Origin of the sequence: Microbacterium sp. 18062, from assembly GCF_902706225.1 — a bacterium.
Lineage (GTDB): Bacteria > Actinomycetota > Actinomycetes > Actinomycetales > Microbacteriaceae > Microbacterium.
Genome location: NZ_CACSKB010000012.1, coordinates 56,871 through 75,824, shown reverse-complemented (window position 1 = coordinate 75,824; position 18,954 = coordinate 56,871). Strand labels below are relative to the sequence as shown.

Annotated in this window: 29 protein-coding genes; 2 read left to right on the top strand and 27 right to left on the bottom strand. The window is 68.1% G+C overall.

Features of this window, described 5'->3' with window-relative positions; translation table 11 throughout:
- Positions 1-98: 98 nt before the first annotated feature.
- Positions 99-938, bottom strand: coding sequence for a tRNA pseudouridine(38-40) synthase TruA (locus GVL03_RS06645; protein ID WP_159500203.1), 840 nt, complete (start codon positions 936-938; stop codon positions 99-101).
- Between the two features lie 85 nt (positions 939-1,023).
- Here GVL03_RS06645 and GVL03_RS06640 point away from each other — a divergent pair, with 85 nt between their 5' ends.
- Positions 1,024-2,964, top strand: coding sequence for an acyltransferase family protein (locus GVL03_RS06640; protein ID WP_159500202.1), 1,941 nt, complete (start codon positions 1,024-1,026; stop codon positions 2,962-2,964).
- Positions 2,965-3,236: 272 nt separating this feature from the next.
- Here the strand turns inward: GVL03_RS06640 and rplQ are convergent, their stop codons facing one another.
- The 6 genes from rplQ to infA form a co-directional block, all read right to left on the bottom strand.
- A complete protein-coding gene (rplQ, locus tag GVL03_RS06635; protein ID WP_159500201.1) occupies positions 3,237-3,827 on the bottom strand; it encodes a 50S ribosomal protein L17 in 591 nt (196 codons plus the stop codon).
- Between the two features lie 37 nt (positions 3,828-3,864).
- Positions 3,865-4,854, bottom strand: a complete 990-nt coding sequence (locus GVL03_RS06630) for a DNA-directed RNA polymerase subunit alpha (protein WP_159500200.1) — start codon at positions 4,852-4,854, stop codon at positions 3,865-3,867.
- A 141-nt stretch (positions 4,855-4,995) separates the two neighbouring features.
- On the bottom strand, positions 4,996-5,394 hold the full coding sequence (rpsK, locus tag GVL03_RS06625; RefSeq protein ID WP_144807124.1) for a 30S ribosomal protein S11: 399 nt from the start codon (positions 5,392-5,394) through the stop codon (positions 4,996-4,998).
- A gap of 31 nt (positions 5,395-5,425) precedes the next feature.
- Complete coding sequence (rpsM, locus tag GVL03_RS06620; protein ID WP_159500199.1) at positions 5,426-5,800, bottom strand: 30S ribosomal protein S13; 375 nt, start codon at positions 5,798-5,800, stop codon at positions 5,426-5,428.
- 158 nt (positions 5,801-5,958) lie between these two features.
- The gene (rpmJ, locus tag GVL03_RS06615) at positions 5,959-6,075 is read right to left on the bottom strand and encodes a 50S ribosomal protein L36 (RefSeq protein ID WP_017885303.1); all 117 of its coding nucleotides are present in this window, start codon (positions 6,073-6,075) and stop codon (positions 5,959-5,961) included.
- A gap of 59 nt (positions 6,076-6,134) precedes the next feature.
- A complete protein-coding gene (infA, locus tag GVL03_RS06610; protein ID WP_047544504.1) occupies positions 6,135-6,356 on the bottom strand; it encodes a translation initiation factor IF-1 in 222 nt (73 codons plus the stop codon).
- 318 nt (positions 6,357-6,674) lie between these two features.
- Here infA and GVL03_RS06605 point away from each other — a divergent pair, with 318 nt between their 5' ends.
- Positions 6,675-7,631, top strand: coding sequence for a hypothetical protein (locus GVL03_RS06605; RefSeq protein WP_159500198.1), 957 nt, complete (start codon positions 6,675-6,677; stop codon positions 7,629-7,631).
- Between the two features lie 107 nt (positions 7,632-7,738).
- On the opposite strand, the gene GVL03_RS06600 is transcribed toward GVL03_RS06605, so the two are convergent.
- The 20 genes from GVL03_RS06600 to rplB form a co-directional block, all read right to left on the bottom strand.
- Complete coding sequence (locus GVL03_RS06600; protein ID WP_159500197.1) at positions 7,739-8,410, bottom strand: DsbA family protein; 672 nt, start codon at positions 8,408-8,410, stop codon at positions 7,739-7,741.
- A 9-nt stretch (positions 8,411-8,419) separates the two neighbouring features.
- Positions 8,420-9,250: a type I methionyl aminopeptidase gene (gene map / locus GVL03_RS06595; protein ID WP_159500196.1), complete on the bottom strand. Its 831-nt coding sequence runs from the start codon at positions 9,248-9,250 to the stop codon at positions 8,420-8,422.
- 3 nt (positions 9,251-9,253) lie between these two features.
- Positions 9,254-9,850 (bottom strand): adenylate kinase, encoded by a 597-nt coding sequence (locus tag GVL03_RS06590; RefSeq protein ID WP_159500195.1) that lies wholly within the window; start codon positions 9,848-9,850, stop codon positions 9,254-9,256.
- Positions 9,847-11,172 (bottom strand): preprotein translocase subunit SecY, encoded by a 1,326-nt coding sequence (gene secY, locus GVL03_RS06585; protein ID WP_159500194.1) that lies wholly within the window; start codon positions 11,170-11,172, stop codon positions 9,847-9,849. The genes GVL03_RS06590 and secY overlap by 4 nt, the downstream gene beginning before the upstream one ends.
- A 143-nt stretch (positions 11,173-11,315) precedes the next feature.
- Positions 11,316-11,885, bottom strand: a complete 570-nt coding sequence (rplO, locus tag GVL03_RS06580) for a 50S ribosomal protein L15 (protein ID WP_159500193.1) — start codon at positions 11,883-11,885, stop codon at positions 11,316-11,318.
- Positions 11,885-12,070, bottom strand: coding sequence for a 50S ribosomal protein L30 (gene rpmD / locus GVL03_RS06575; RefSeq protein ID WP_013583998.1), 186 nt, complete (start codon positions 12,068-12,070; stop codon positions 11,885-11,887). The genes rplO and rpmD overlap by 1 nt, the downstream gene beginning before the upstream one ends.
- Entirely contained in the window at positions 12,070-12,732 is a 663-nt protein-coding gene (gene rpsE / locus GVL03_RS06570) for a 30S ribosomal protein S5 (protein ID WP_235038045.1), read from the bottom strand. Before rpsE ends, rpmD begins: the two co-directional genes overlap by 1 nt.
- Positions 12,733-12,767: 35 nt before the next feature.
- The gene (rplR, locus tag GVL03_RS06565) at positions 12,768-13,127 is read right to left on the bottom strand and encodes a 50S ribosomal protein L18 (RefSeq protein ID WP_159500191.1); all 360 of its coding nucleotides are present in this window, start codon (positions 13,125-13,127) and stop codon (positions 12,768-12,770) included.
- A 2-nt stretch (positions 13,128-13,129) separates the two neighbouring features.
- On the bottom strand, positions 13,130-13,666 hold the full coding sequence (gene rplF / locus GVL03_RS06560) for a 50S ribosomal protein L6 (protein WP_159500190.1): 537 nt from the start codon (positions 13,664-13,666) through the stop codon (positions 13,130-13,132).
- A 6-nt stretch (positions 13,667-13,672) separates the two neighbouring features.
- On the bottom strand, positions 13,673-14,071 hold the full coding sequence (gene rpsH / locus GVL03_RS06555) for a 30S ribosomal protein S8 (RefSeq protein WP_159500189.1): 399 nt from the start codon (positions 14,069-14,071) through the stop codon (positions 13,673-13,675).
- A gap of 86 nt (positions 14,072-14,157) precedes the next feature.
- The gene (rplE, locus tag GVL03_RS06550; protein ID WP_159500188.1) at positions 14,158-14,745 is read right to left on the bottom strand and encodes a 50S ribosomal protein L5; all 588 of its coding nucleotides are present in this window, start codon (positions 14,743-14,745) and stop codon (positions 14,158-14,160) included.
- Positions 14,745-15,104, bottom strand: a complete 360-nt coding sequence (rplX, locus tag GVL03_RS06545) for a 50S ribosomal protein L24 (RefSeq protein ID WP_159500187.1) — start codon at positions 15,102-15,104, stop codon at positions 14,745-14,747. The genes rplE and rplX overlap by 1 nt, the downstream gene beginning before the upstream one ends.
- A gap of 2 nt (positions 15,105-15,106) precedes the next feature.
- On the bottom strand, positions 15,107-15,475 hold the full coding sequence (gene rplN, locus GVL03_RS06540; RefSeq protein ID WP_159500186.1) for a 50S ribosomal protein L14: 369 nt from the start codon (positions 15,473-15,475) through the stop codon (positions 15,107-15,109).
- Between the two features lie 83 nt (positions 15,476-15,558).
- A complete protein-coding gene (gene rpsQ / locus GVL03_RS06535) occupies positions 15,559-15,891 on the bottom strand; it encodes a 30S ribosomal protein S17 (protein WP_159500185.1) in 333 nt (110 codons plus the stop codon).
- Entirely contained in the window at positions 15,891-16,208 is a 318-nt protein-coding gene (rpmC, locus tag GVL03_RS22600) for a 50S ribosomal protein L29 (RefSeq protein WP_159500184.1), read from the bottom strand. The genes rpsQ and rpmC overlap by 1 nt, the downstream gene beginning before the upstream one ends.
- Positions 16,208-16,627, bottom strand: a complete 420-nt coding sequence (gene rplP, locus GVL03_RS06525; RefSeq protein ID WP_159500183.1) for a 50S ribosomal protein L16 — start codon at positions 16,625-16,627, stop codon at positions 16,208-16,210. The genes rpmC and rplP overlap by 1 nt, the downstream gene beginning before the upstream one ends.
- Positions 16,627-17,388, bottom strand: a complete 762-nt coding sequence (rpsC, locus tag GVL03_RS06520) for a 30S ribosomal protein S3 (RefSeq protein WP_159500182.1) — start codon at positions 17,386-17,388, stop codon at positions 16,627-16,629. The genes rplP and rpsC overlap by 1 nt, the downstream gene beginning before the upstream one ends.
- Entirely contained in the window at positions 17,388-17,783 is a 396-nt protein-coding gene (rplV, locus tag GVL03_RS06515) for a 50S ribosomal protein L22 (RefSeq protein WP_159500181.1), read from the bottom strand. The genes rpsC and rplV overlap by 1 nt, the downstream gene beginning before the upstream one ends.
- A 25-nt stretch (positions 17,784-17,808) precedes the next feature.
- Entirely contained in the window at positions 17,809-18,090 is a 282-nt protein-coding gene (gene rpsS / locus GVL03_RS06510) for a 30S ribosomal protein S19 (RefSeq protein WP_047544487.1), read from the bottom strand.
- Positions 18,091-18,100: 10 nt separating this feature from the next.
- Complete coding sequence (gene rplB / locus GVL03_RS06505) at positions 18,101-18,940, bottom strand: 50S ribosomal protein L2 (RefSeq protein WP_159500180.1); 840 nt, start codon at positions 18,938-18,940, stop codon at positions 18,101-18,103.
- Positions 18,941-18,954 lie beyond the last annotated feature (14 nt).

The following is an 18,954-nucleotide window of genomic DNA, read 5'->3' as shown; positions in this document are numbered from 1 at the left end:
GCACCGCCTCTCCGTGTCGTCTTGACGATCACCTAGCAGGGGCTCAGCCCCGACCTCGTGGAGGCTCAGCACCGGCTCGGCGAAGACTCGGCGACGACTCAGTGCTGCCCGCGTCGTGCCCGTGTCTGCTCCGCGCGGGTGCCGAGGAGGTCGTCGTCGGGATACCCCACCTCGGCCAGGACGAGACCGCGGGCGGCGAGCACCTTGAACGCGCTCGTGCGCTCGCCGGCATCGCGGAGCGCCACGGCGTCCGCGATGCTCAGGCGCCCTTCCCCGACCGCGACGCACGCCCCGACGAGTGCGCGGACCATGCTGTGGCAGAACGCATCCGCGCGGACGTTCGCGACGACGGCGCCGTCGGGCGCGCGGTGCCAGCCGAACTCGAGCAGCGTGCGGATCGTCGTCGCCTCCTCGCGCGGTCTGCAGTATGCCGCGAAGTCGTGGAGACCGATCAGCGATCCCGCGGCCGCATCCATCGCCTCGACGTCGAGGATTCCGCGCACGGTGGTCGTCCGTTCGCGTTGAAGCGGGTCGTAGCCGGTCGCGTCGTCGGCGATCCGGTAGGAGTAGCGTCGCCAGACGGCGGAGAACCGGGCGTCGAACCCCACGGGCGCGAGCGAGGTCCGCCGCACCGTCGCATCCGGATACGCTCCGAGCACGCCGCGCACACGTCCCGCCAGTGCTCCGACCGGATCGGCCGGTGTGCGCCGGCCCCGCGCGAGCCGCAGCTGCTGCGCCGCATCGAGGTCGAGATGCGCGACCTGGCCGCTCGCGTGGACGCCCGCATCCGTCCGTCCGGCGACCACGAGCGCGGGCGCTCCCGCGAGGATCCGGGCGAGCGCCGTCTCGAGCGTCCCCTGGACGGTGCGCAGACCCGGCTGGCGGGCCCAGCCGCGGAAATGCGTGCCGTCGTAGGCGATGTCGAGACGGAGGCGCACCCGTTCAGCCTACGGGCCCGCGTACATCCGGTCGTCCTCCCGCCGGTGCGTAGACTGAGGGATCTCCACCGGATTGTCCCTGGTCATGCTCCCCCACCGAACCTCCGCCCTTCCGCGCGCCCGCTACGCGGGACTCGACGGCCTCCGCGCCGTCGCGGTCGCCCTCGTCGTGGTGTACCACCTGTTCCCGCGCTGGTGGCTGGGGAGCGGCTTCATCGGCGTCGACGTCTTCTTCGTCATCAGCGGCTTCCTGATCACCTCGCTCCTTCTGCGCGAGCACGCGCAGAAGGGCCGTATCTCGTTGCGAGGGTTCTGGACGCGTCGCGCACGGAGGCTGCTCCCCGCGCTCGCCCTCCTGCTCGTCGTCTGCTCCTCGGCCGCGTGGGTGATCGGCGGCGACGTGCTGGTCGATCTCGGACGACAGCTTCTGGGTGCCGCGGCCTTCGGCTACAACTGGCTCTCGATCCTCGGCGGCACCGACTACTTCAGCGCAAGCGGCACGGAGCTGTTCCGGAATCTCTGGTCGCTCGCGGTCGAGGAGCAGTTCTACGTGCTCTGGCCGCTCCTGGTGCCACTGCTCCTGCTGCTGCCGCGGACCTGGATGCGCGGCGCGGCCGCGGGTGTCCTCGCCGTCGGCTCGGCGGCCTGGATGGCGGCCGTCGTCCTGGCAGGATCGGCGTCGCCGCAGACGCTCGGCGCCGACATCACACGCGCCTATTTCGGCACGGACACGCATGCCTTCGGGCTGCTTCTCGGTGTGGCGCTCGCCGTCTTCTGGCGCGCGCTCACCGCTCGCGATCGCGAATGGATGCAGCGGCGCACGGTTCGCGTCGCCGTCGCCGCGGTCGGCGCCGCCTCCCTCGCGGGCCTGATCTTCATCTCGCTCCTGCCGCAGACCCACTCCATCGCGACCTTCCCCGGAGCGCTTCTGGCCGCCAGCGGACTGACGGTGATCACGATCGCCGCCGGAGCCTGGCCCGGCTCCCGGCTCGGCCGCGCCCTCGACGTCGCGCCCCTGCGCTGGGTCGGCGACCGTTCCTACGGCATCTACCTCTGGCACTGGCCCGTTCTCGTCCTGCTCGTCGCCGCCGTCCAGGACACCGGCATCGATCAGCCCTTCCCGGCGTGGGTCGGAGCGGTGGCGCTCGCGGTCACGCTGATCGCCGCGGAGGCATCGTACCGACTGGTGGAGACGCCCGTCCGGCGGCGCGGATTCCGTCGTACCGCTCGCGCCTTCCGCGACGCGCTGCGCGGTTCCGCCCGTCGCCGAGCCGTCGCGTGGGGCGCAGCCGCGGCGGCCGTCGCCCTTCTCGCGGGCACCACCGCCGCCGTCGTCACCGCGCCGTCCGTCTCCAGCGGACAGGCGGTCGTCGAGGCGGGCATCGCGGCGCTCGAGGATCAGCAGCCGCTCCCCACCCCGACCGAGACGCCGGGCACGGGCGCCGTCGTGAGCGGTGATCAGATCACCGCGGTCGGCGACTCGGTCATGCTGGCCTCCGCCCCGGGGCTCCTCGAGCACTTCCCCGGCATCCACGTCGACGCGGCCGTGTCGCGGTCGATGTATGCCGCTCCGGGAATCCTTCGTGATCTCGCTGCCGCCGGACAGCTCCGGCCCTTCGTGGTGCTCGCGCTCGGCACGAACGGGCCGATCTCGCCGCGCACGCTCGACGACGTCCTCGAGGTGATCGGTCCCGACCGCCAGCTCATCCTGGTGAACGCCTACGCACCGCGGTCGTGGACCGACGGCGTGAACGCTGACCTCGCAGCGTTCGCCCGCGCACGTCCGGCGGTCCAGGTCGCCGACTGGTCGGACGCCATCGCGCCGCACCTGGATCTGTTGGCGGGCGATCAGATCCACCCCGGTGCCGCCGGGGGCCGGGTCTTCGCCGAAGCCGTCGACGAGGCCGTGCAGCGAGCCGAGCGCGCTCGCGCCAGACTCGCCGAGTTCACCGAGCGGCGCGAGTACGCCGAGGAGCTGCGGCGCGAACAGCTCTTCCAGCCGCCGGGCGCCCCGCACGCCTCCTGACCCGAAAGTCTCCCCGGAGTGGGGAGATTTCGCTTCCTTCGTTGGTCGTCAGCGACCCCGGCCGCTGACCCGAAAGTCTCCCCGCCCCGGTTCTGTTGAACAGGCGCATTGCCTGGGCTTTCCCACCCCCACGGAGTGCCCCGCAGGGGCGCTGAGCAGCTGACGCGCAGGAAACGGCGGGTGAGCCGCACCCCGCGCACCACGAAGCCCCGTGGGACTCGAGAGTCCCACGGGGCTTCGTCGTCAGATACCGGGAAGACCCGGTGGCACGATCACTCGGACTTCGTCGCCTCTTCGGCGGTCACGGCGGCCTCTTCGGCAGCGTCGTCGTCGGCTGCGATCTCCGCAGCGGCGTCCGCGGCGGTCTCCTGCTCGGCCGTCGTCTCGACGGCGTCCTCGGCTGCAGCCTCAGCGGCCGCGCCCTCCTCGGAGGACTCCGCTCCGGCATCCGCGGCCGGAGCTGCGGCCGCGGTGGCGGGCTTCGCTGACGATGCCTTCTTGGTCACGGGCTCGAGGACGAGCTCGATGACGGCCATGGGGGCGTTGTCGCCCTTGCGGTTCCCGACCTTGACGATGCGGGTGTAGCCGCCCTCGCGCTCGGCGACGAGAGGCGCGATCTCGGTGAACAGAACGTGCACGACGTTCTTGTCGCCGATGACCGACAGCACCCGGCGACGGGCGTGCAGGTCGCCGCGCTTGGCGAACGTGATCAGACGCTCGGCGAGCGGACGCAGACGCTTGGCCTTCGTCTCGGTCGTCGTGATCGACTTGTGCGTGTAGAGCGCTGCGGCGAGGTTCGCCAGCATCAGACGCTCGTGTGCGGGACCGCCTCCGAGGCGGGGACCCTTCGTGGGCTTGGGCATGTCTCAGTTACTCCAGGATTCGCAGGGGAGGGTCGGATCAGACGTTCTCGTCGTCATAGCCGCCGTAGAAGTGGGCGCCGTCGAAACCGGGCACCGAGTCCTTCAGCGACAGACCGAGCGAGACGAGCTTGTCGCGCACCTCGTCGACCGACTTCTGCCCGAAGTTGCGGATGTTCATCAGCTGGGTCTCGGAGAGGGCGACCAGCTCCGAGACGGTGTTGATGCCCTCGCGCTTGAGGCAGTTGTACGAACGCACCGAGAGATCGAGGTCCTCGATGGGCATCGACAGCTCGTTGGAGAGGACCGTCTCGACCGGCGCGGGACCGATCTCGATGCCCTCGGCCTCGACGTTGAGCTCGCGGGCGAGGCCGAACAGCTCGGTGAGGGTGCGACCGGCCGACGCGACGGCGTCGCGGGGAGCGATCGAGGACTTGGTCTCGACGTCCAGCACGAGCTTGTCGAAGTCGGTGCGCTCACCCGCACGGGTGGCGTCGACGCGGTAGCTGACCTTCAGCACCGGCGAGTAGATCGAGTCGATGGGCACCTGGCCCGCCTCCGCGTACTCGTTGCGGTTCTGGGTCGCCGAGACGTAGCCGCGACCGCGCTCGATGGTGAGCTCCAGCTCGAAGCGGGCGGTGTCGTTCAGCGTGGCGATGACGAGCTCGGGGTTGTGCACCTCGACGCCCGCGGGCGCCGAGATGTCGGCTGCCGTGACCTCGCCTGCACCGGTCTTGCGCAGGTACGCGGTGATCGGCTCGTCACGCTCGCTGGAGACGACCAGCTGCTTGATGTTGAGGATGATCTCGGTGACATCCTCCTTCACGCCGGGGATGGTGCTGAACTCGTGCAGCACGCCGTCGATGCGGATGCTGGTGACGGCGGCGCCCGGAATGGACGACAGGAGGCTGCGACGCAGCGCATTGCCGATGGTGTAACCGAAGCCGGGCTCGAGCGGCTCGATGACGAAACGGCTGCGGAACTCCCCGATCTTCTCCTCGGTCAGGGTAGGACGCTGTGCGATGAGCACGATGTGTTCCTTTCGGCTAAGTGCCCGCTATATGACACTTGCGTGGGTGAGGTGTTGAGTTGTTACCGGACGGACGCGGACGCACCGCGCCCCCGGACGTGCGGACGGCCGGAGTGCCGTGCGGCACCCCGGCTCCCGGCGTCAGACGCGGCGGCGCTTCGGGGGACGGCAGCCGTTGTGCGCCTGCGGCGTCACATCCTGGATCGAACCCACCTCGAGGCCTGCGGCCTGCAGCGAGCGGATCGCGGTCTCGCGGCCCGAGCCCGGCCCCTTCACGAAGACGTCGACCTTCTTGACGCCGTGCTCGGCCGCCTGGCGGGCTGCCGACTCGGCGGCCATGCCGGCCGCGTACGGGGTCGACTTGCGCGAGCCCTTGAAGCCGACGCCGCCCGAGGAGGCCCAGCTGATGACGGCGCCCGACGGGTCGGTGATCGAGACGATCGTGTTGTTGAACGTCGACTTGATGTGGGCGTGGCCCAGCGCGATGTTCTTCTTCTCCTTGCGACGGGGCTTGCGCGCCGCGGACTTGGCCTGTGCCATATGCGTGTTCTCCTAAACCTGGGGGCGCGACCTAGCGCGCCTTCTTCTTGCCGGCGACGGTGCGCTTGGGACCCTTGCGCGTGCGCGCGTTGGTCTTGGTGCGCTGGCCGCGCACGGGCAGGCCGCGACGGTGACGCAGACCCTCGTAGGAGCCGATCTCGACCTTGCGGCGGATGTCGGCGGCAACCTCGCGGCGAAGATCGCCCTCGACCTTGTAGTTGCCTTCGATGTGGTCACGGAGCGCGATGAGCTGCTCATCGGTGAGGTCCTTGACGCGGATGCTCTCGTCGATCTCGGTGGATGCGAGGATCTCGACGGAACGGGTACGGCCGATGCCGTAGATGTACGTGAGTGCGATCACCACGCGCTTGTCGCGCGGGATGTCGACGCCGGCAAGACGTGCCATGCGGCTCTCCTAGGAGTCGGTGGAGGTGTGGAGCAGGATCTGTGCCCGGGCCTCCGACCCGAGGTGTCCTCCGCGCGGGCGCGGAGTCATCGATCCTGCCGATGTGTATTGAGTTGTGGGTGTGGTGCGGCACGGACGCCGCACCCGTCAACCGGTCGTCAGCCCTGGCGCTGCTTGTGGCGGGGGTTGGACTTGCAGATGACCATCACGCGTCCGTGACGACGGATCACCTTGCAGTGATCGCAGATCGGCTTGACGCTGGGCTTGACCTTCATGATGTTCCTGTTCGCTGTCTTCGTGCCCGGAGAATCCGGGCCGTTACTTCTCGACCGGTCTAGCGGTAGCGGTAGACGATGCGACCGCGGGTGAGGTCGTAGGGCGAGAGCTCCACGACCACACGGTCTTCCGGGATGATGCGGATGTAGTTCTGCCGCATCTTTCCGGAGATCGTTGCGAGCACCTTGTGTCCGTTGCTCAGCTCGACGCGGAACATCGCGTTCGGCAGAGCTTCGGAGATCGTGCCCTCGATCTCGATGACACCGTCTTTCTTAGCCATAGCCTCGTTGTCGCTAGTGCAGACCGGTCGATCTGCGGTGGATGGGGATTCGGCGTTACGACACGCCAACATGGGCGCAAAGCACCAAAGATCGACTATACGTGATAGTTTCCGGTCCCGCCACTCGGGGGCTCCCTTTGCCACCCCACCGCGAGAAACCAGTTCCGTCCTGACACGCGGCGCATAGCGTGATGTCTCGGCCTACGTGTGATTTCTCACGGAGCGCACTTGTTCTCCCGAGGTCAGGGAAGGCCGCATCCTTACCCAGACGCCGGGAACAGCATCGGGATGCGGAGGGTCTCGGCGCAGACTTCACGGATGCTCTCGCCCGCGCCCAGCCCCGTCCCGTTGTTCCTCTCCGCGGAGGCGATGATCACCCGTGTCCGCCTGCACGACGATCGGCGTTACGTCCGCGTTCGCAGCGGTGTGTACGCGCCTCGAGACGCGTGGCTCTCGTTGAAGCCATGGCAGCGCTACCTCGCCCGCGTGCACGCGTTCGCGCTGCAGCATCCGTCCGCCGCGCTCGCGTACGAATCCGCAGCCGCTCTGCACAGGCTCCCTCTGTTCGGCGAACCGCGCGACATCCACGTGTTCGATACGGAGCGCACGCGGTCCCGTCGGTTCGGCGATGTCTGCGTGCACACCAGCCGCGACGAGCGTGAGGTCATCGCGGCGGACGGGATGCTGCTCACCTCGCTCCTGGACACCGGGATCGATCTGATGCGCGTCCTTCCTCCGGCGTTCGCGCTGGCGGTGGGCGACGCGGCCACCGCCAGCGCCCGTGCCGACGCGACGACCGTCGCAGAGATGCGCGTGCGCGCCAGCGCCGGGATCGGAACACGCGGTCGCCGCCAGATGGCCGCGCTCCTACCGCTCGTAGAGCCCGCGACCGAGTCGGTCGGCGAATCCGTCAGCAGAGCCGTCATCATCTGGCTGGGGTTCGAGGCGCCGGAAGTACAGGTCTCGTTCTTCGACGGCGCCCACGAGGACCGGGTGGACTTCTTCTGGCGGCAGGTGCGCGCCATCGGCGAATCGGACGGCTACGGCAAGTACGCCGGCGATACAGTCGACGCCACCGTCAGCCGGATGGTGCACGAGAAGCGAAGGGAAGATCGGCTGCGCCGTTCCTGCGACTCCTTCATGCGCTGGGACTGGTCGGACGCCATGGCGGTCGATCCGCTCGAAGGCCGTCTCATGCGGGCGCGAGTGCCCCGCATCGCCGCTCCCCACGCCGCGTACCTCGCCACACTGCGGCACAACCCGCGCTCCCGCTGACTGCGAGAAACCACATCCCCGCGACAACATCACGTATGGTGGCGATTCTCGCGACGGATGTGGTTTCTCGCGATGCAGGGAGCACACAGAACATGCGACCGGAGGTGCTACTGCAGCCGCGCGACGATGTCGGTCTGCGCGTCGTACGTGACGCTGACGAGCTCACCGTTGACGACCAGCGTCGGAGTGCCGGTCGCTCCGTCCGGCAGCGCCCGCGACTGCGCGAACTGCAGGTACTCGTGCGAGGTGATCGACTCCTCGAGCGCATCCGTGACGTCCACACCCGCGTCCCGGGCGATCTGCACGATCTGATCGTCGGTCAGGCCGGTCGAGTTCTCGTCGGGCTGGTTCTCGTACATGGCCTGCAGGAACGCGTAGGCGTTCGCCGGATCCGCGGCCGCGACCGCATACATCGCGCTCGCGGCACGACTCGAGAACTCGGTGCCCTGCGACAGACGGTCGAGGATCGCCACCGGGTGCACGTTCAGCGTGATGTCGCCGGAGGCGATCAGGTCCTGGATCACCGGACCCTCGGTCTGCTCGAACTGGTTGCAGTAGGGGCACATGAAGTCGACGTAGGTGTCCACCGTGTTCTCGCCCGTCCCGAACGAGATCGCTCCCGTGTCCGAGTCGACGTTGGAGGCCTCCGGCGCGACGCCCGGGTCGGAGGCGATGTTGTTCATGACCACCACGAGCGCGCCGATCCCCACGATCACCACGACCGCCGCCACGCTCACCCAGACCGCGAACCAGTTCGTCCTGCCTTGTGCGGCTGCCATCGTCCGTCCTTACTCGATCTCGACCGGGCGCACGCCGAACGGCGCCAGCCCTGCGGCTCCCCCGTCGGGCGCGGTGAGAACCCAGATCCCACCATCATGGACGGCGACGCTATGTTCCCAGTGTGAGCCGGCTGAGCCGTCCCGGGTGGAGACCGTCCAGTCGTCGTCCTCCACGAACGTCTCCTCGGACCCCGCCACGATCATCGGCTCGATCGCGAGCACGAGACCCGGCTGGATCCGCGGGCCGGGTTCCGGCACGCGGTAGTTGAACACCGACGGCGCCTCGTGCATCCTCCGCCCGATGCCGTGACCGACGTAGTCGCGCAGGATCCCGTATCCGTGACCGGCGGCGTGGACGTGGTCCTCGATCGCGGCACCGATCTCGCCGATGTGAGCGCCACGCGCCATCGCGGCGATACCCGCCCACAGCGATCCCTCGGTCACCCTCGAAAGCTCCTCGCGGAGCGACACGATCTCCGGGCGGGCCGGGTCGGGCAGGACGATCGTGATCGCCGCGTCCCCGTTCCAGCCGCCGAACTGGGCCCCCGCGTCGATCGACACGATGTCGCCGGGCTCGAGCACCCGGTCGCCGGGGATGCCGTGGACGACCTGCTCGTTCACGGACACGCACGTCGTGTGCCGGTATCCGCGGACGAGCTGGAAGTTGGACTGCGCGCCCCGTCCCGTGACGACACCCGCCGCCGCCGCGTCCAGCTCACCGGTCGTGACCCCCGGCGCGATCAGGTCGCGCACCGCCTGCAGCGCCGCGGCCGTGATGAGTCCCGGCTCGACCATCGCCCGCAGCTGGGCCGGCGACTTGTAGATCGAACGACGCAGCACGGGTCAGGATGCGGGGTTCAGGCCCCGCGCGATGAGCGCGACGAGGATCCGTTCGGTGATCTCGTCGAGCGAGCCCACACCGTCGATCGCGTCGACCAGGCCGCGCTCGCGGTACACGTCGAGGATCGGCGCGGTCTCGCGCTCGTAGATCGCCAGGCGGTTCGCGATCACCTCTTCGGTGTCGTCGGTGCGCCCCTGCTCCTCGGCGCGACGGGCCAGACGCGAGATGCTCTCGTCCCGCGGCACGCTCAGCTCGACGACGGCCGCGAGGCTCTCGTCGCGCGACTCGAGGAAGCCGTCGAGGTCGGCGACCTGTCCGAGGTTGCGCGGGTAGCCGTCGAGCAGGAATCCGACGGCCGCATCCGCCTGCGCGAGCCGGTCCCGCACCACGGCGCTGGTCAGCTCGTCGGGCACGAGGTCGCCGGCGGCGATGATCGCCTGCACCTGACGGCCGAGGTCGGTGCCCTCCGCGATGTTCGCGCGGAACACGTCTCCGGTGGAGACAGCGGGGATGCCGAAGGCCTCGGCGATACGCAGGCCCTGCGTTCCCTTGCCCGACCCCTGGGGGCCGACGATCAGAAGTCGAGGGGTCGCGGTCATCGGAGGAGTCCTTCGTAGTGGCGCTGCTGCAGCTGGGCGTCGATCTGCTTCACGGTCTCGAGTCCGACGCCCACCATGATCAGGATCGACGTGCCGCCGAACGGGAAGTTCTGGTTGGCGCTGACCGTGGCGAGGGCTATCAGCGGGATCAGCGCCACGAGGCCCAGATAGATCGATCCCGGCAGGGTGATGCGCGTGAGCACGTAATCGAGGTATTCCGCCGTCGGGCGGCCCGCACGGATGCCGGGGATGAACCCGCCGTACTTCTTCATGTTGTCCGCGACGTCGACCGGGTTGAAGGTGATCGCCACGTAGAAGTACGTGAAGCCGACGATGAGCAGGAAGTAGACGAGCCAGTACAGCGGGTGGTCGCCGCGGGTCATGTAGTTCTGGATCCAGACCACCCAGCCCGGCAGCTCTCCGTCGGCGTTGGGCGTCTGGTTGAACTGGGAGATCAGGGCGGGGATGTACAGCAGCGACGAGGCGAAGATGACCGGCACGACGCCGGCCATGTTCACCTTGATCGGGATGTAGGTGTTCGTCCCGCCGTAGGTGCGCCGGCCCACCATGCGCTTCGCGTACTGGACGGGGATGCGTCTCTGCGACTGTTCCACGAACACGACCAGCGCGACGATCACGACTCCGACCGCCAGCACGAGAAGGAAGACCTCGAAGCCCTGCGCCTGCCAGATGGTCCACATGGCGGCGGGGAAGGTCGCGGCGATCGAGGTGAAGATCAGCAGCGACATGCCGTTGCCGATGCCCCTCTCGGTGACGAGCTCGGCGAACCACATGATGAGGCCGGTGCCGGCGGTCATCGTGATGATCATGAGCAGCTGCGCCCACCAGGCGTCGTTCGTGAGCAGCTGCTCGCAGGCCGCGACGCCGGTCGTGCCGAACAGCTGGCCGCTGCGGGCGACCGTGACGAGCGTCGTGGACTGCAGGAGCGCCAGCGCGATCGTGAGGTACCGGGTGTACTGCGTCAGGCGGGCCTGGCCGGCCTGGCCCTCCTTGTACAGGGTCTCGAAGTGCGGGATCACCACGCGAAGAAGCTGCACGATGATCGTCGCCGTGATGTAGGGCATGACGCCGAGCGCGAAGATCGACAGCTGAAGCAGCGCGCCGCCGGAGAACAGGTTCACCAGCGACAGAACGCCCTGGGTGTTCGAGGTGTCGGCGAGGCACGATTGCACGTTCGGGAAATCCACGAACGGCGAGGGCACGTGTGCACCGAGTCGGTACAGCACGATGATGCCGAGGGTGAATGCGATCTTCCGCCGCAGGTCAGGCGTGCGGAACACGCGCGCGATAGCGCTGAACACGTGGGTTCCTCCAGAAAGGGTTCCGGCGCGCGGTGCGCACACAGATCACCAGGCTATCCCACGCGGCGGCGTTCGGCTTAGGCGGACCTTGCTCCGGAAGGACGACAGGGGCCGGAAGCGAGCTTCCGACCCCTGTCCGTGGGTTACTTGACGGTGCCGCCGGCGGCGACGATCTTCTGCTCAGCGGAACCCGAGACCTTGTCGACCTCGACGTTCAGCTTCACGGAGATGTCGCCGGTGCCGAGCACCTTGACCTTCTCGTTCTTGCGCACCGCGCCCTTGGCGACGAGGTCGCCGACGGTGACCTGGCCACCGGTCGGGTACAGCTCCGCGAGCTTGTCCAGGTTCACGACCTGGTACTCGACGCGGAACGGGTTCTTGAACCCGCGCAGCTTGGGGGTGCGCATGTGCAGCGGCATCTGGCCGCCCTCGAAGCCCTGACGGACCTGGTAGCGCGCCTTCGTTCCCTTGGTGCCGCGACCGGCCGTCTTGCCCTTCGAGCCCTCACCGCGGCCGACACGTGTCTTGGCGGTGTTGGATCCGGGGACCGGACGCAGGTGGTGCACCTTCAGGACGCCGGGACGCGAGACCGCGACGTCCTTCTTCGCGGCCTTGGGGGCCGCATCCTTCTTCGCCGCCGGCTTGCGTGCGGCAGGCTTCTTGGCGGGGGCCTTCTCGGCGCCCTCGGCCTCGACCTTGTCGTTCTCAGCCATCAGTCGATCTCCTCAACCTTCACGAGGTGGGCGACGGTCTTGACGTAGCCGCGCGTCTGCGCGTCGTCGGGACGGACGACCGAGTCGCCGATCCGCTTGAGACCGAGGCTGCGCAGCGTGTCACGCTGGTTCTGCTTCTCGCTCACCTTGGACTTGATCTGCGTCACCTTCAGACGCTCGGCCATCAGGCACCTACCTTCTGCGCCGCGGCGGCCTCGGCCTCGGCGCGCACGAGGCGGGCCGGGGCGACCTGGTCGAAGTCGAGACCGCGACGGGCGGCGACGTGACGCGGCTCTTCGAGCTGCTTCAGCGCGGCGACGGTCGCGTGCACGATGTTGATCGTGTTCGACGAGCCGAGGGACTTCGACAGCACGTCGTGCACACCGGCGCACTCGAGCACGGCACGCACGGGACCGCCTGCGATGACACCGGTACCGGCCGCGGCGGGGCGCAGCAGCACCACGCCGGCGGCGGCCTCACCCTGCACCGGGTGCGGGATGGTCGAGCCGGAGCGCGGCACGCGGAAGAAGTTGCGCTTGGCCTCCTCGACGCCCTTGGAGATGGCCAGGGGCACCTCGCGGGCCTTGCCGTAGCCGACGCCGACCACGCCGTTGCCGTCACCGACGACCACGAGAGCGGTGAAGCTGAACCGACGTCCGCCCTTCACGACCTTCGACACGCGGTTGATCGTGACGACGCGCTCGAGGAACTGGCTCTCCGAACGGTCGCGCGAGTTGCGGTCGCGGTTGGGGTTGCGCTCGCGACCGCCACGGCGGGCCTCGCGGGGCTCGCGCTGCGCCTCTGCGGCAGCAGCCTCAGGCGCTGCCTGAGCGGCATCGGTGGTCACTTCGGTCTCCCCATTCTGATTCTGCACTGCGTCACTCACAGGTTCAGCCCTCCTTCGCGGGCGCCCTCGGCGATCGCGGCGACGCGACCGGCGTAGCGGTTGCCACCGCGGTCGAACACGACGTCCGACACGCCGGCGGCCTTCGCGCGCTCGGCGACGAGCTCGCCGACCTTGCGCGCCTTGGCGGTCTTGTCGCCGTCGAACCCGCGCAGGTCGGTCTCGAGCGTCGAGGCCGAGGCCACGGTGTGGCCCTGGCTGTCGTCGACGACCTGCACGAAGACGTGGCGGGCCGAGCGGGTCACGACGAGACGGGGACGGTCGGCGGAGCCCGCGATCTTCTTGCGAAGACGGGCGTGACGACGCGCGCGCGCGTCTGACTTCGAAGTCACGGCCATGGTTACTTACCAGCCTTTCCGGCCTTGCGCCGCACGATCTCGCCGGCGTAGCGCACACCCTTGCCCTTGTAGGGCTCGGGCTTGCGGATCTTGCGGATGTTGGCAGCCGCCTCGCCGACGGCCTGCTTGTCGATGCCGCTGACGGTGACCTTGTTGTTGCCCTCGACCGTCAGGGTGATGCCTGCCGGCGGCTCGATGAGCACGGGGTGCGAGAAGCCCAGCGCGAACTCGACGGACGAGCCCTTCTGCGCCACGCGGTAACCGGTACCGACGACCTCGAGGCCCTTGGAGTAGCCCTCGGTGACACCGATGATGTTGTTGTTGATGAGCGTGCGGGTCAGGCCGTGGAGCGACCGCGACTCGCGCTCGTCGTCGGGGCGGGTGACGAGAACCTGGTTCTCCTCCACCTTCACCTCGATGGGAGAGGCCACGGTGAGCGAGAGCTCGCCCTTGGGGCCCTTGACGGCGACGTCCTTACCGGCCACCGAGACGGTGACTCCGGCGGGGATGTCGATGGGAAGACGTCCGATACGCGACATTGTTCGTCACCACACGTAGGCGAGGACTTCCCCACCCACGCCCTTCGACTCGGCCTGCCGGTCGGTCAGAAGACCGGAGGAGGTGGACAGGATCGCGACGCCGAGACCGCCGAGGACCTTGGGGATCTCGGTCGACTTCGCGTACACGCGCAGGCCCGGCTTCGACACGCGCTTGATGCCGGCGATGGACCGCTCGCGGTTGGGGCCGTACTTCAGCGTCAGGGTCAGGGTCTGACCGACGCGGGCATCGGCGATCTCCCAGCCGGAGATGTAGCCCTCCTGCTTGAGGATGTCGGCGATGTGGGTCTTGAGCTTCGAGCTCGGCAGCGACACGGAGTCGTGGTGCGCCGAGTTCGCGTTGCGCAGACGGGTCAGCAGGTCTGCGACCGGGTCTGTCATGGTCATGTGGATCGTCCTTCGTTCACCAGGTTTCGACCGCCGTTACACGACGGCCGACCTGTGGTGGGATCCGGCGGTTGCCGGGATGGGTGTTACGCCTTGTCGTCCTGACGGAACGGGAAGCCGAGGTGACGCAGCAGCGCACGGCCCTCTGCATCCGTCGTCGCGTCGGTCACGACGGTGATGTCGAAACCGCGCACGCGGTCGATCTTGTCCTGATCGATCTCGTGGAAGACCGCCTGCTCCTGCAGCCCGAACGTGTAGTTGCCGTGGCCGTCGAACTGCTGGGGCGAGAGACCGCGGAAGTCGCGGATGCGGGGCAGCGCGAGGTTCACGAGCCGGTCCAGGAACTCCCAGGCCCGGTCGCCCCGGAGGGTGACGTGTGCGCCGATGGCCTGGCCCTCGCGCAGCTTGAACTGCGCGATGGACTTGCGGGCCTTGGTGACGACCGGCTTCTGGCCGGTGATCTTGGTGAGGTCGTCGACCGCACCATCGATCACCTTGCTGTCACGAGCCGCCTCGCCGACGCCGGTGTTCACCACGACCTTCACGAGACCGGGGATCTGGTTGACGTTCTTGTAGCCGAACTCCTCCTGCAGCTTCTGCTGGATCTCACTACGGTACTTCTGCTTCAGGCGGGGCTGGATCTTGCCAGCCACCGCGGCAGTGTCGGTGCTCATCAGAGGTCCTTACCTGACTTCTTCGCGAAGCGCACGCGGACGGTGCGCTTCACGCCGTCCTTCGTCTGCTCCTCGACCCGATGGCCGACGCGGGTCGGCTTCTTGGTCGAGGGGTCTACGACGGCGACGTTGGAGATGTGGATGGGAGCCTCGAAGGTCTCGATGCCGCCCGTCTTGGTGCCGCGCTGGGTCTGGCCCACGCGGGTGTGCTTGGTGACGTAGTTCACGCCCTCGACGATGACGCGGTTCTGCTCGGCCAGGACCTCGAGGACCTTGCCCTGCTTGCCGCGGTCGCCGCCGCGCTCGGGCTTTGCGCCCGTGATGACCTGAACCAGGTCACCCTTCTTGATCTTCGCCATGATCAGATGACCTCCGGGGCCAGCGAGACGATCTTCATGAACTTCTTGTCACGAAGCTCACGGCCGACCGGCCCGAAGATACGGGTGCCGCGAGGCTCCCCGTCGCTCTTCAGGATGACGGCGGCGTTCTCGTCGAACTTGATGTAGGAACCGTCGGGACGACGGGTCTGCTTGACAGTGCGGACGACGACGGCCTTGACCACGTCGCCCTTCTTGACGTTTCCGCCCGGGATCGCGTCCTTGACGGTGGCGACGATGACGTCGCCCACGCCCGCGTAACGCCGGTTGGAGCCGCCGAGCACACGGATCGTGAGCAGCTCCTTGGCGCCGGTGTTGTCGGCGACCTTCAGGCGGGATTCGTTCTGAATCACTTCTTACTCCTTGGGTTTGCCTTCGTCTCGCGATTCCTGAGCGAGCGAAGCGGGACGAAGGGCAGGGACCGGATTGGGGGGCCTTACTTGGCCTTCTCGACGATCTCGACCAGGCGCCAGCGCTTGGTGGCGCTCAGCGGACGGGTCTCGTTGATGACGACGAGGTCGCCGATGCCGGCCGAGTTGGTCTCGTCGTGCGCCTTCACCTTGGAGGTGCGGCGAATGACCTTGCCGTACAGCGGGTGCTTCACGCGGTCCTCGACCTCGACGACGATGGTCTTGTCCATCTTGTCGCTGACGACGTAGCCGCGGCGCGCCTTGCGGTAGCCACGGGCGTTGACGTCGCGGACGTCGTGCGCGGAGCTCTCGTGCCCGGTGGTCTGCTCTTCGGCGGCAGCCTTCTTCGTGGTGGCCATCACTCAGCCTCTCCTTCGGCGTCGGCCGAGGCGTCCTCGGTCTTCTTCGCCTTCGTCTTCTTCGCCTTCGAGGGAGCCGGCGCCGCCGCGACGGGCGTGGCACGGATCCCGAGCTCGCGCTCGCGGATCACCGTGTACAGCCGTGCGATGTCGCGCTTCACGGCGCGGATGCGGCCGTGGCTCTCGAGCTGGCCGGTGGCCGACTGGAAGCGCAGGTTGAACAGCTCTTCCTTGGCCTTGCGCAGCTCCTCGACGAGGCGCTGGTCTTCGAACGTGTCGAGCTCGCTCGGGGCGAGCTGCTTGGTGCCGATCGCCATTATGCGTCGCCCTCCTCGCGCTTGATGATGCGTGCCTTGAGCGGCAGCTTGTGGATGGCACGGGTCAGAGCCTCGCGGGCCAGCGACTCATCGACGCCGGACACCTCGAACAGCACACGACCCGGCTTGACGTTCGCAACCCACCATTCGGGCGAGCCCTTGCCGGAGCCCATGCGGGTCTCAGCCGGCTTCTTGGTGAGCGGACGGTCCGGGTAGATGTTGATCCACACCTTGCCACCGCGCTTGATGTGACGGGTCAGGGCGATACGAGCGGACTCGATCTGACGGTTCGTCACGTAGGCGGGGGTCAAGGCCTGGATGCCGTACTCGCCGAACGACACCTTCGTGCCACCGGTCGCCTGACCGGATCGCCCGGGGTGGTGCTGCTTGCGGTACTTGACCTTACGGGGGATAAGCATCAGGCAGACGCTCCTTCTGCGACAGGGGCCTCGTTGCGGGGGCCGCGACGACGGTCACCGCCGCGGTCGTCACGACCGCGCGGGGACTTCGGGGCGTTGGCCTGCTCGCGGGCGAGCTCCTTGTTGGTCAGATCGCCCTTGTAGATCCAGACCTTCACGCCGATGCGGCCGAAGGTGGTCTTGGCCTCGTAGAAGCCGTAGTCGATGTTCGCGCGCAGCGTGTGCAGCGGCACACGACCCTCACGGTAGAACTCCGACCGGCTCATCTCGGCGCCGCCGAGGCGACCCGAGACCTGGATCCGGATGCCCTTGGCCCCGGCGCGCTGCGCGCCCTGCAGACCCTTGCGCATCGCGCGGCGGAAGGCCACACGCGCGGAGAGCTGCTCGGCGATGCCCTGCGCGACCAGCTGGGCGTCGGCCTCGGGGTTCTTCACCTCGAGGATGTTGAGCTGGATCTGCTTTCCGGTCAGCTTCTCGAGGTCGCCGCGGATGCGCTCCGCCTCAGCGCCGCGGCGACCGATGACGATGCCCGGACGCGCGGTGTGGATGTCGACGCGGACGCGGTCGCGCGTGCGCTCGATCTCGATGTTGCTGACGCCCGCGCGGTCGAGGCTCGTCAGCAGGAGCTTACGGATCTTGATGTCCTCGGCCACATAGTCGGCGTAGCGCTGGCCCGGCTTCGTCGAGTCGGAGAACCACCGCGACACGTGGTCGGTGGTGATGCCGAGGCGGAAGCCGTACGGGTTGACTTTCTGTCCCATTACTTGCTCGCCTTCTTGGAACTTGCCGGAGCGGACTCTGCCACGTCGGGGGTCGACAGGACGACCGTGATGTGGCTGGTGCGCTTCTTGATCTGGAAGGCGCGACCCTGGGCCCGCGGCCGGAACCGCTTGAGCGTCGTGCCCTCGTCGACGAACGCGTTCTTGATGAACAGGTCCTGCTCGTCGAGGAACTCGTTCTCCTTGTCCGCCTTCACCCGAGCGTTGGCGACCGCCGAGGCCACGAGCTTGTAGATCGGCTCGCTGGCGCTCTGCGGCGCGAACTTCAGGATGGCGAGGGCCTCTTCGGCCTGCTTCCCCTTGATGAGCGCGACGACACGACGAGCCTTCTGAGGGGTCACGCGGATGTGTCGCACGCGTGCGATGGACTCCACCATTTCTTCTCCTCTATGCGCCTCCGCGTCAGCGGCGGCGGCCCTTCTTGTCGTCCTTCACGTGGCCGCGGAAGGTGCGGGTGGGCGAGAACTCGCCCAGCTTGTGGCCGACCATGGTCTCGGTCACGAACACGGGGATGTGCTTGCGTCCGTCGTGCACGGCGATCGTGTGGCCGAGCATGGCCGGGACGATCATCGATCTCCGCGACCAGGTCTTGATGACGTTCTTGGTACCCGCCTCGTTCTGCGACACGACCTTGCGAAGCAGGTGCTCGTCGACGAAGGGGCCCTTCTTAAGACTGCGTGGCATCTTCTGTTCCCTACTTGCGCTTCTTGCCGGCGGTGCGACGGCGGACGATGTACTTGTCGCTTTCCTTGTTGGCGTGACGGGTACGGCCCTCAGGCTGGCCCCACGGCGTGACCGGGTGGCGTCCACCGCTGGTCTTGCCCTCACCACCACCGTGCGGGTGGTCGACCGGGTTCATCGCGACGCCGCGGACGGTCGGGCGGATGCCCTTCCAGCGGTTGCGGCCGGCCTTGCCCCAGTTGATGTTCGACTGCTCGGCGTTGCCGACCTCGCCGATCGTCGCACGGCAGCGCGCGTCGACGTTGCGGATCTCGCCCGAGGGCAGACGCAGCTGAGCGTACGGGCCGTCCTTGGCGACCAGACGCACCGAGGCGCCCGCCGAACGGGCCAGCTTCGCTCCGCCGCCGGGACGCAGCTCGATCGCGTGGATCACGGTACCGGTGGGGATGTTGCGCAGCGGCAGGTTGTTGCCGGGCTTGATGTCGGCCGAGGCGCCCGACTCCACGATGTCGCCCTGCTGCAGCTTGTTCGGCGCGAGGATGTAGCGCTTCTCGCCGTCCAGATAGTGCAGGAGCGCGATGCGCGCGGTGCGGTTGGGGTCGTACTCGATGTGAGCGACCTTCGCGTTGATCCCGTCCTTGTCGTTGCGACGGAAGTCGATCACGCGGTATTGACGCTTGTGCCCACCGCCGATGTGGCGGGTCGTGATGCGGCCCTGGTTGTTCCGGCCGCCGGTCTTGGCGAGCGGACGGAGCAGCGACTTCTCAGGCGTCGATCGCGTGATCTCGGCGAAGTCCGCCACCGACGAGCCACGGCGACCCGGGGTCGTCGGCTTGTACTTGCGAATAGCCATAATCTGTGTCCTCT

What these genes read in the sequence shown, in the direction of transcription:
- GVL03_RS06640 (WP_159500202.1), top strand. Translation starts at nt 1,024, where the DNA reads ATGCTCCCCCACCGAACCTCCGCCCTTCCGCGCGCCCGCTACGCGGGA.
- rplQ (WP_159500201.1), bottom strand. Translation starts at nt 3,827, where the DNA reads ATGCCCAAGCCCACGAAGGGTCCCCGCCTCGGAGGCGGTCCCGCACAC.
- rpsK (WP_144807124.1), bottom strand. Translation starts at nt 5,394, where the DNA reads ATGGCACAGGCCAAGTCCGCGGCGCGCAAGCCCCGTCGCAAGGAGAAG.
- rpsM (WP_159500199.1), bottom strand. Translation starts at nt 5,800, where the DNA reads ATGGCACGTCTTGCCGGCGTCGACATCCCGCGCGACAAGCGCGTGGTG.
- rpmJ (WP_017885303.1), bottom strand. Translation starts at nt 6,075, where the DNA reads ATGAAGGTCAAGCCCAGCGTCAAGCCGATCTGCGATCACTGCAAGGTG.
- infA (WP_047544504.1), bottom strand. Translation starts at nt 6,356, where the DNA reads ATGGCTAAGAAAGACGGTGTCATCGAGATCGAGGGCACGATCTCCGAA.
- GVL03_RS06605 (WP_159500198.1), top strand. Translation starts at nt 6,675, where the DNA reads ATGCTCTCGCCCGCGCCCAGCCCCGTCCCGTTGTTCCTCTCCGCGGAG.
- GVL03_RS06600 (WP_159500197.1), bottom strand. Translation starts at nt 8,410, where the DNA reads ATGGCAGCCGCACAAGGCAGGACGAACTGGTTCGCGGTCTGGGTGAGC.
- GVL03_RS06590 (WP_159500195.1), bottom strand. Translation starts at nt 9,850, where the DNA reads ATGACCGCGACCCCTCGACTTCTGATCGTCGGCCCCCAGGGGTCGGGC.
- rplO (WP_159500193.1), bottom strand. Translation starts at nt 11,885, where the DNA reads ATGGCTGAGAACGACAAGGTCGAGGCCGAGGGCGCCGAGAAGGCCCCC.
- rpmD (WP_013583998.1), bottom strand. Translation starts at nt 12,070, where the DNA reads ATGGCCGAGCGTCTGAAGGTGACGCAGATCAAGTCCAAGGTGAGCGAG.
- rplR (WP_159500191.1), bottom strand. Translation starts at nt 13,127, where the DNA reads ATGGCCGTGACTTCGAAGTCAGACGCGCGCGCGCGTCGTCACGCCCGT.
- rplF (WP_159500190.1), bottom strand. Translation starts at nt 13,666, where the DNA reads ATGTCGCGTATCGGACGTCTTCCCATCGACATCCCCGCCGGAGTCACC.
- rpsH (WP_159500189.1), bottom strand. Translation starts at nt 14,071, where the DNA reads ATGACCATGACAGACCCGGTCGCAGACCTGCTGACCCGTCTGCGCAAC.
- rplE (WP_159500188.1), bottom strand. Translation starts at nt 14,745, where the DNA reads ATGAGCACCGACACTGCCGCGGTGGCTGGCAAGATCCAGCCCCGCCTG.
- rplX (WP_159500187.1), bottom strand. Translation starts at nt 15,104, where the DNA reads ATGGCGAAGATCAAGAAGGGTGACCTGGTTCAGGTCATCACGGGCGCA.
- rpsQ (WP_159500185.1), bottom strand. Translation starts at nt 15,891, where the DNA reads ATGGCCACCACGAAGAAGGCTGCCGCCGAAGAGCAGACCACCGGGCAC.
- rpmC (WP_159500184.1), bottom strand. Translation starts at nt 16,208, where the DNA reads ATGGCGATCGGCACCAAGCAGCTCGCCCCGAGCGAGCTCGACACGTTC.
- rplP (WP_159500183.1), bottom strand. Translation starts at nt 16,627, where the DNA reads ATGCTTATCCCCCGTAAGGTCAAGTACCGCAAGCAGCACCACCCCGGG.
- rpsC (WP_159500182.1), bottom strand. Translation starts at nt 17,388, where the DNA reads ATGGGACAGAAAGTCAACCCGTACGGCTTCCGCCTCGGCATCACCACC.
- rplV (WP_159500181.1), bottom strand. Translation starts at nt 17,783, where the DNA reads ATGGTGGAGTCCATCGCACGCGTGCGACACATCCGCGTGACCCCTCAG.
- rpsS (WP_047544487.1), bottom strand. Translation starts at nt 18,090, where the DNA reads ATGCCACGCAGTCTTAAGAAGGGCCCCTTCGTCGACGAGCACCTGCTT.
- rplB (WP_159500180.1), bottom strand. Translation starts at nt 18,940, where the DNA reads ATGGCTATTCGCAAGTACAAGCCGACGACCCCGGGTCGCCGTGGCTCG.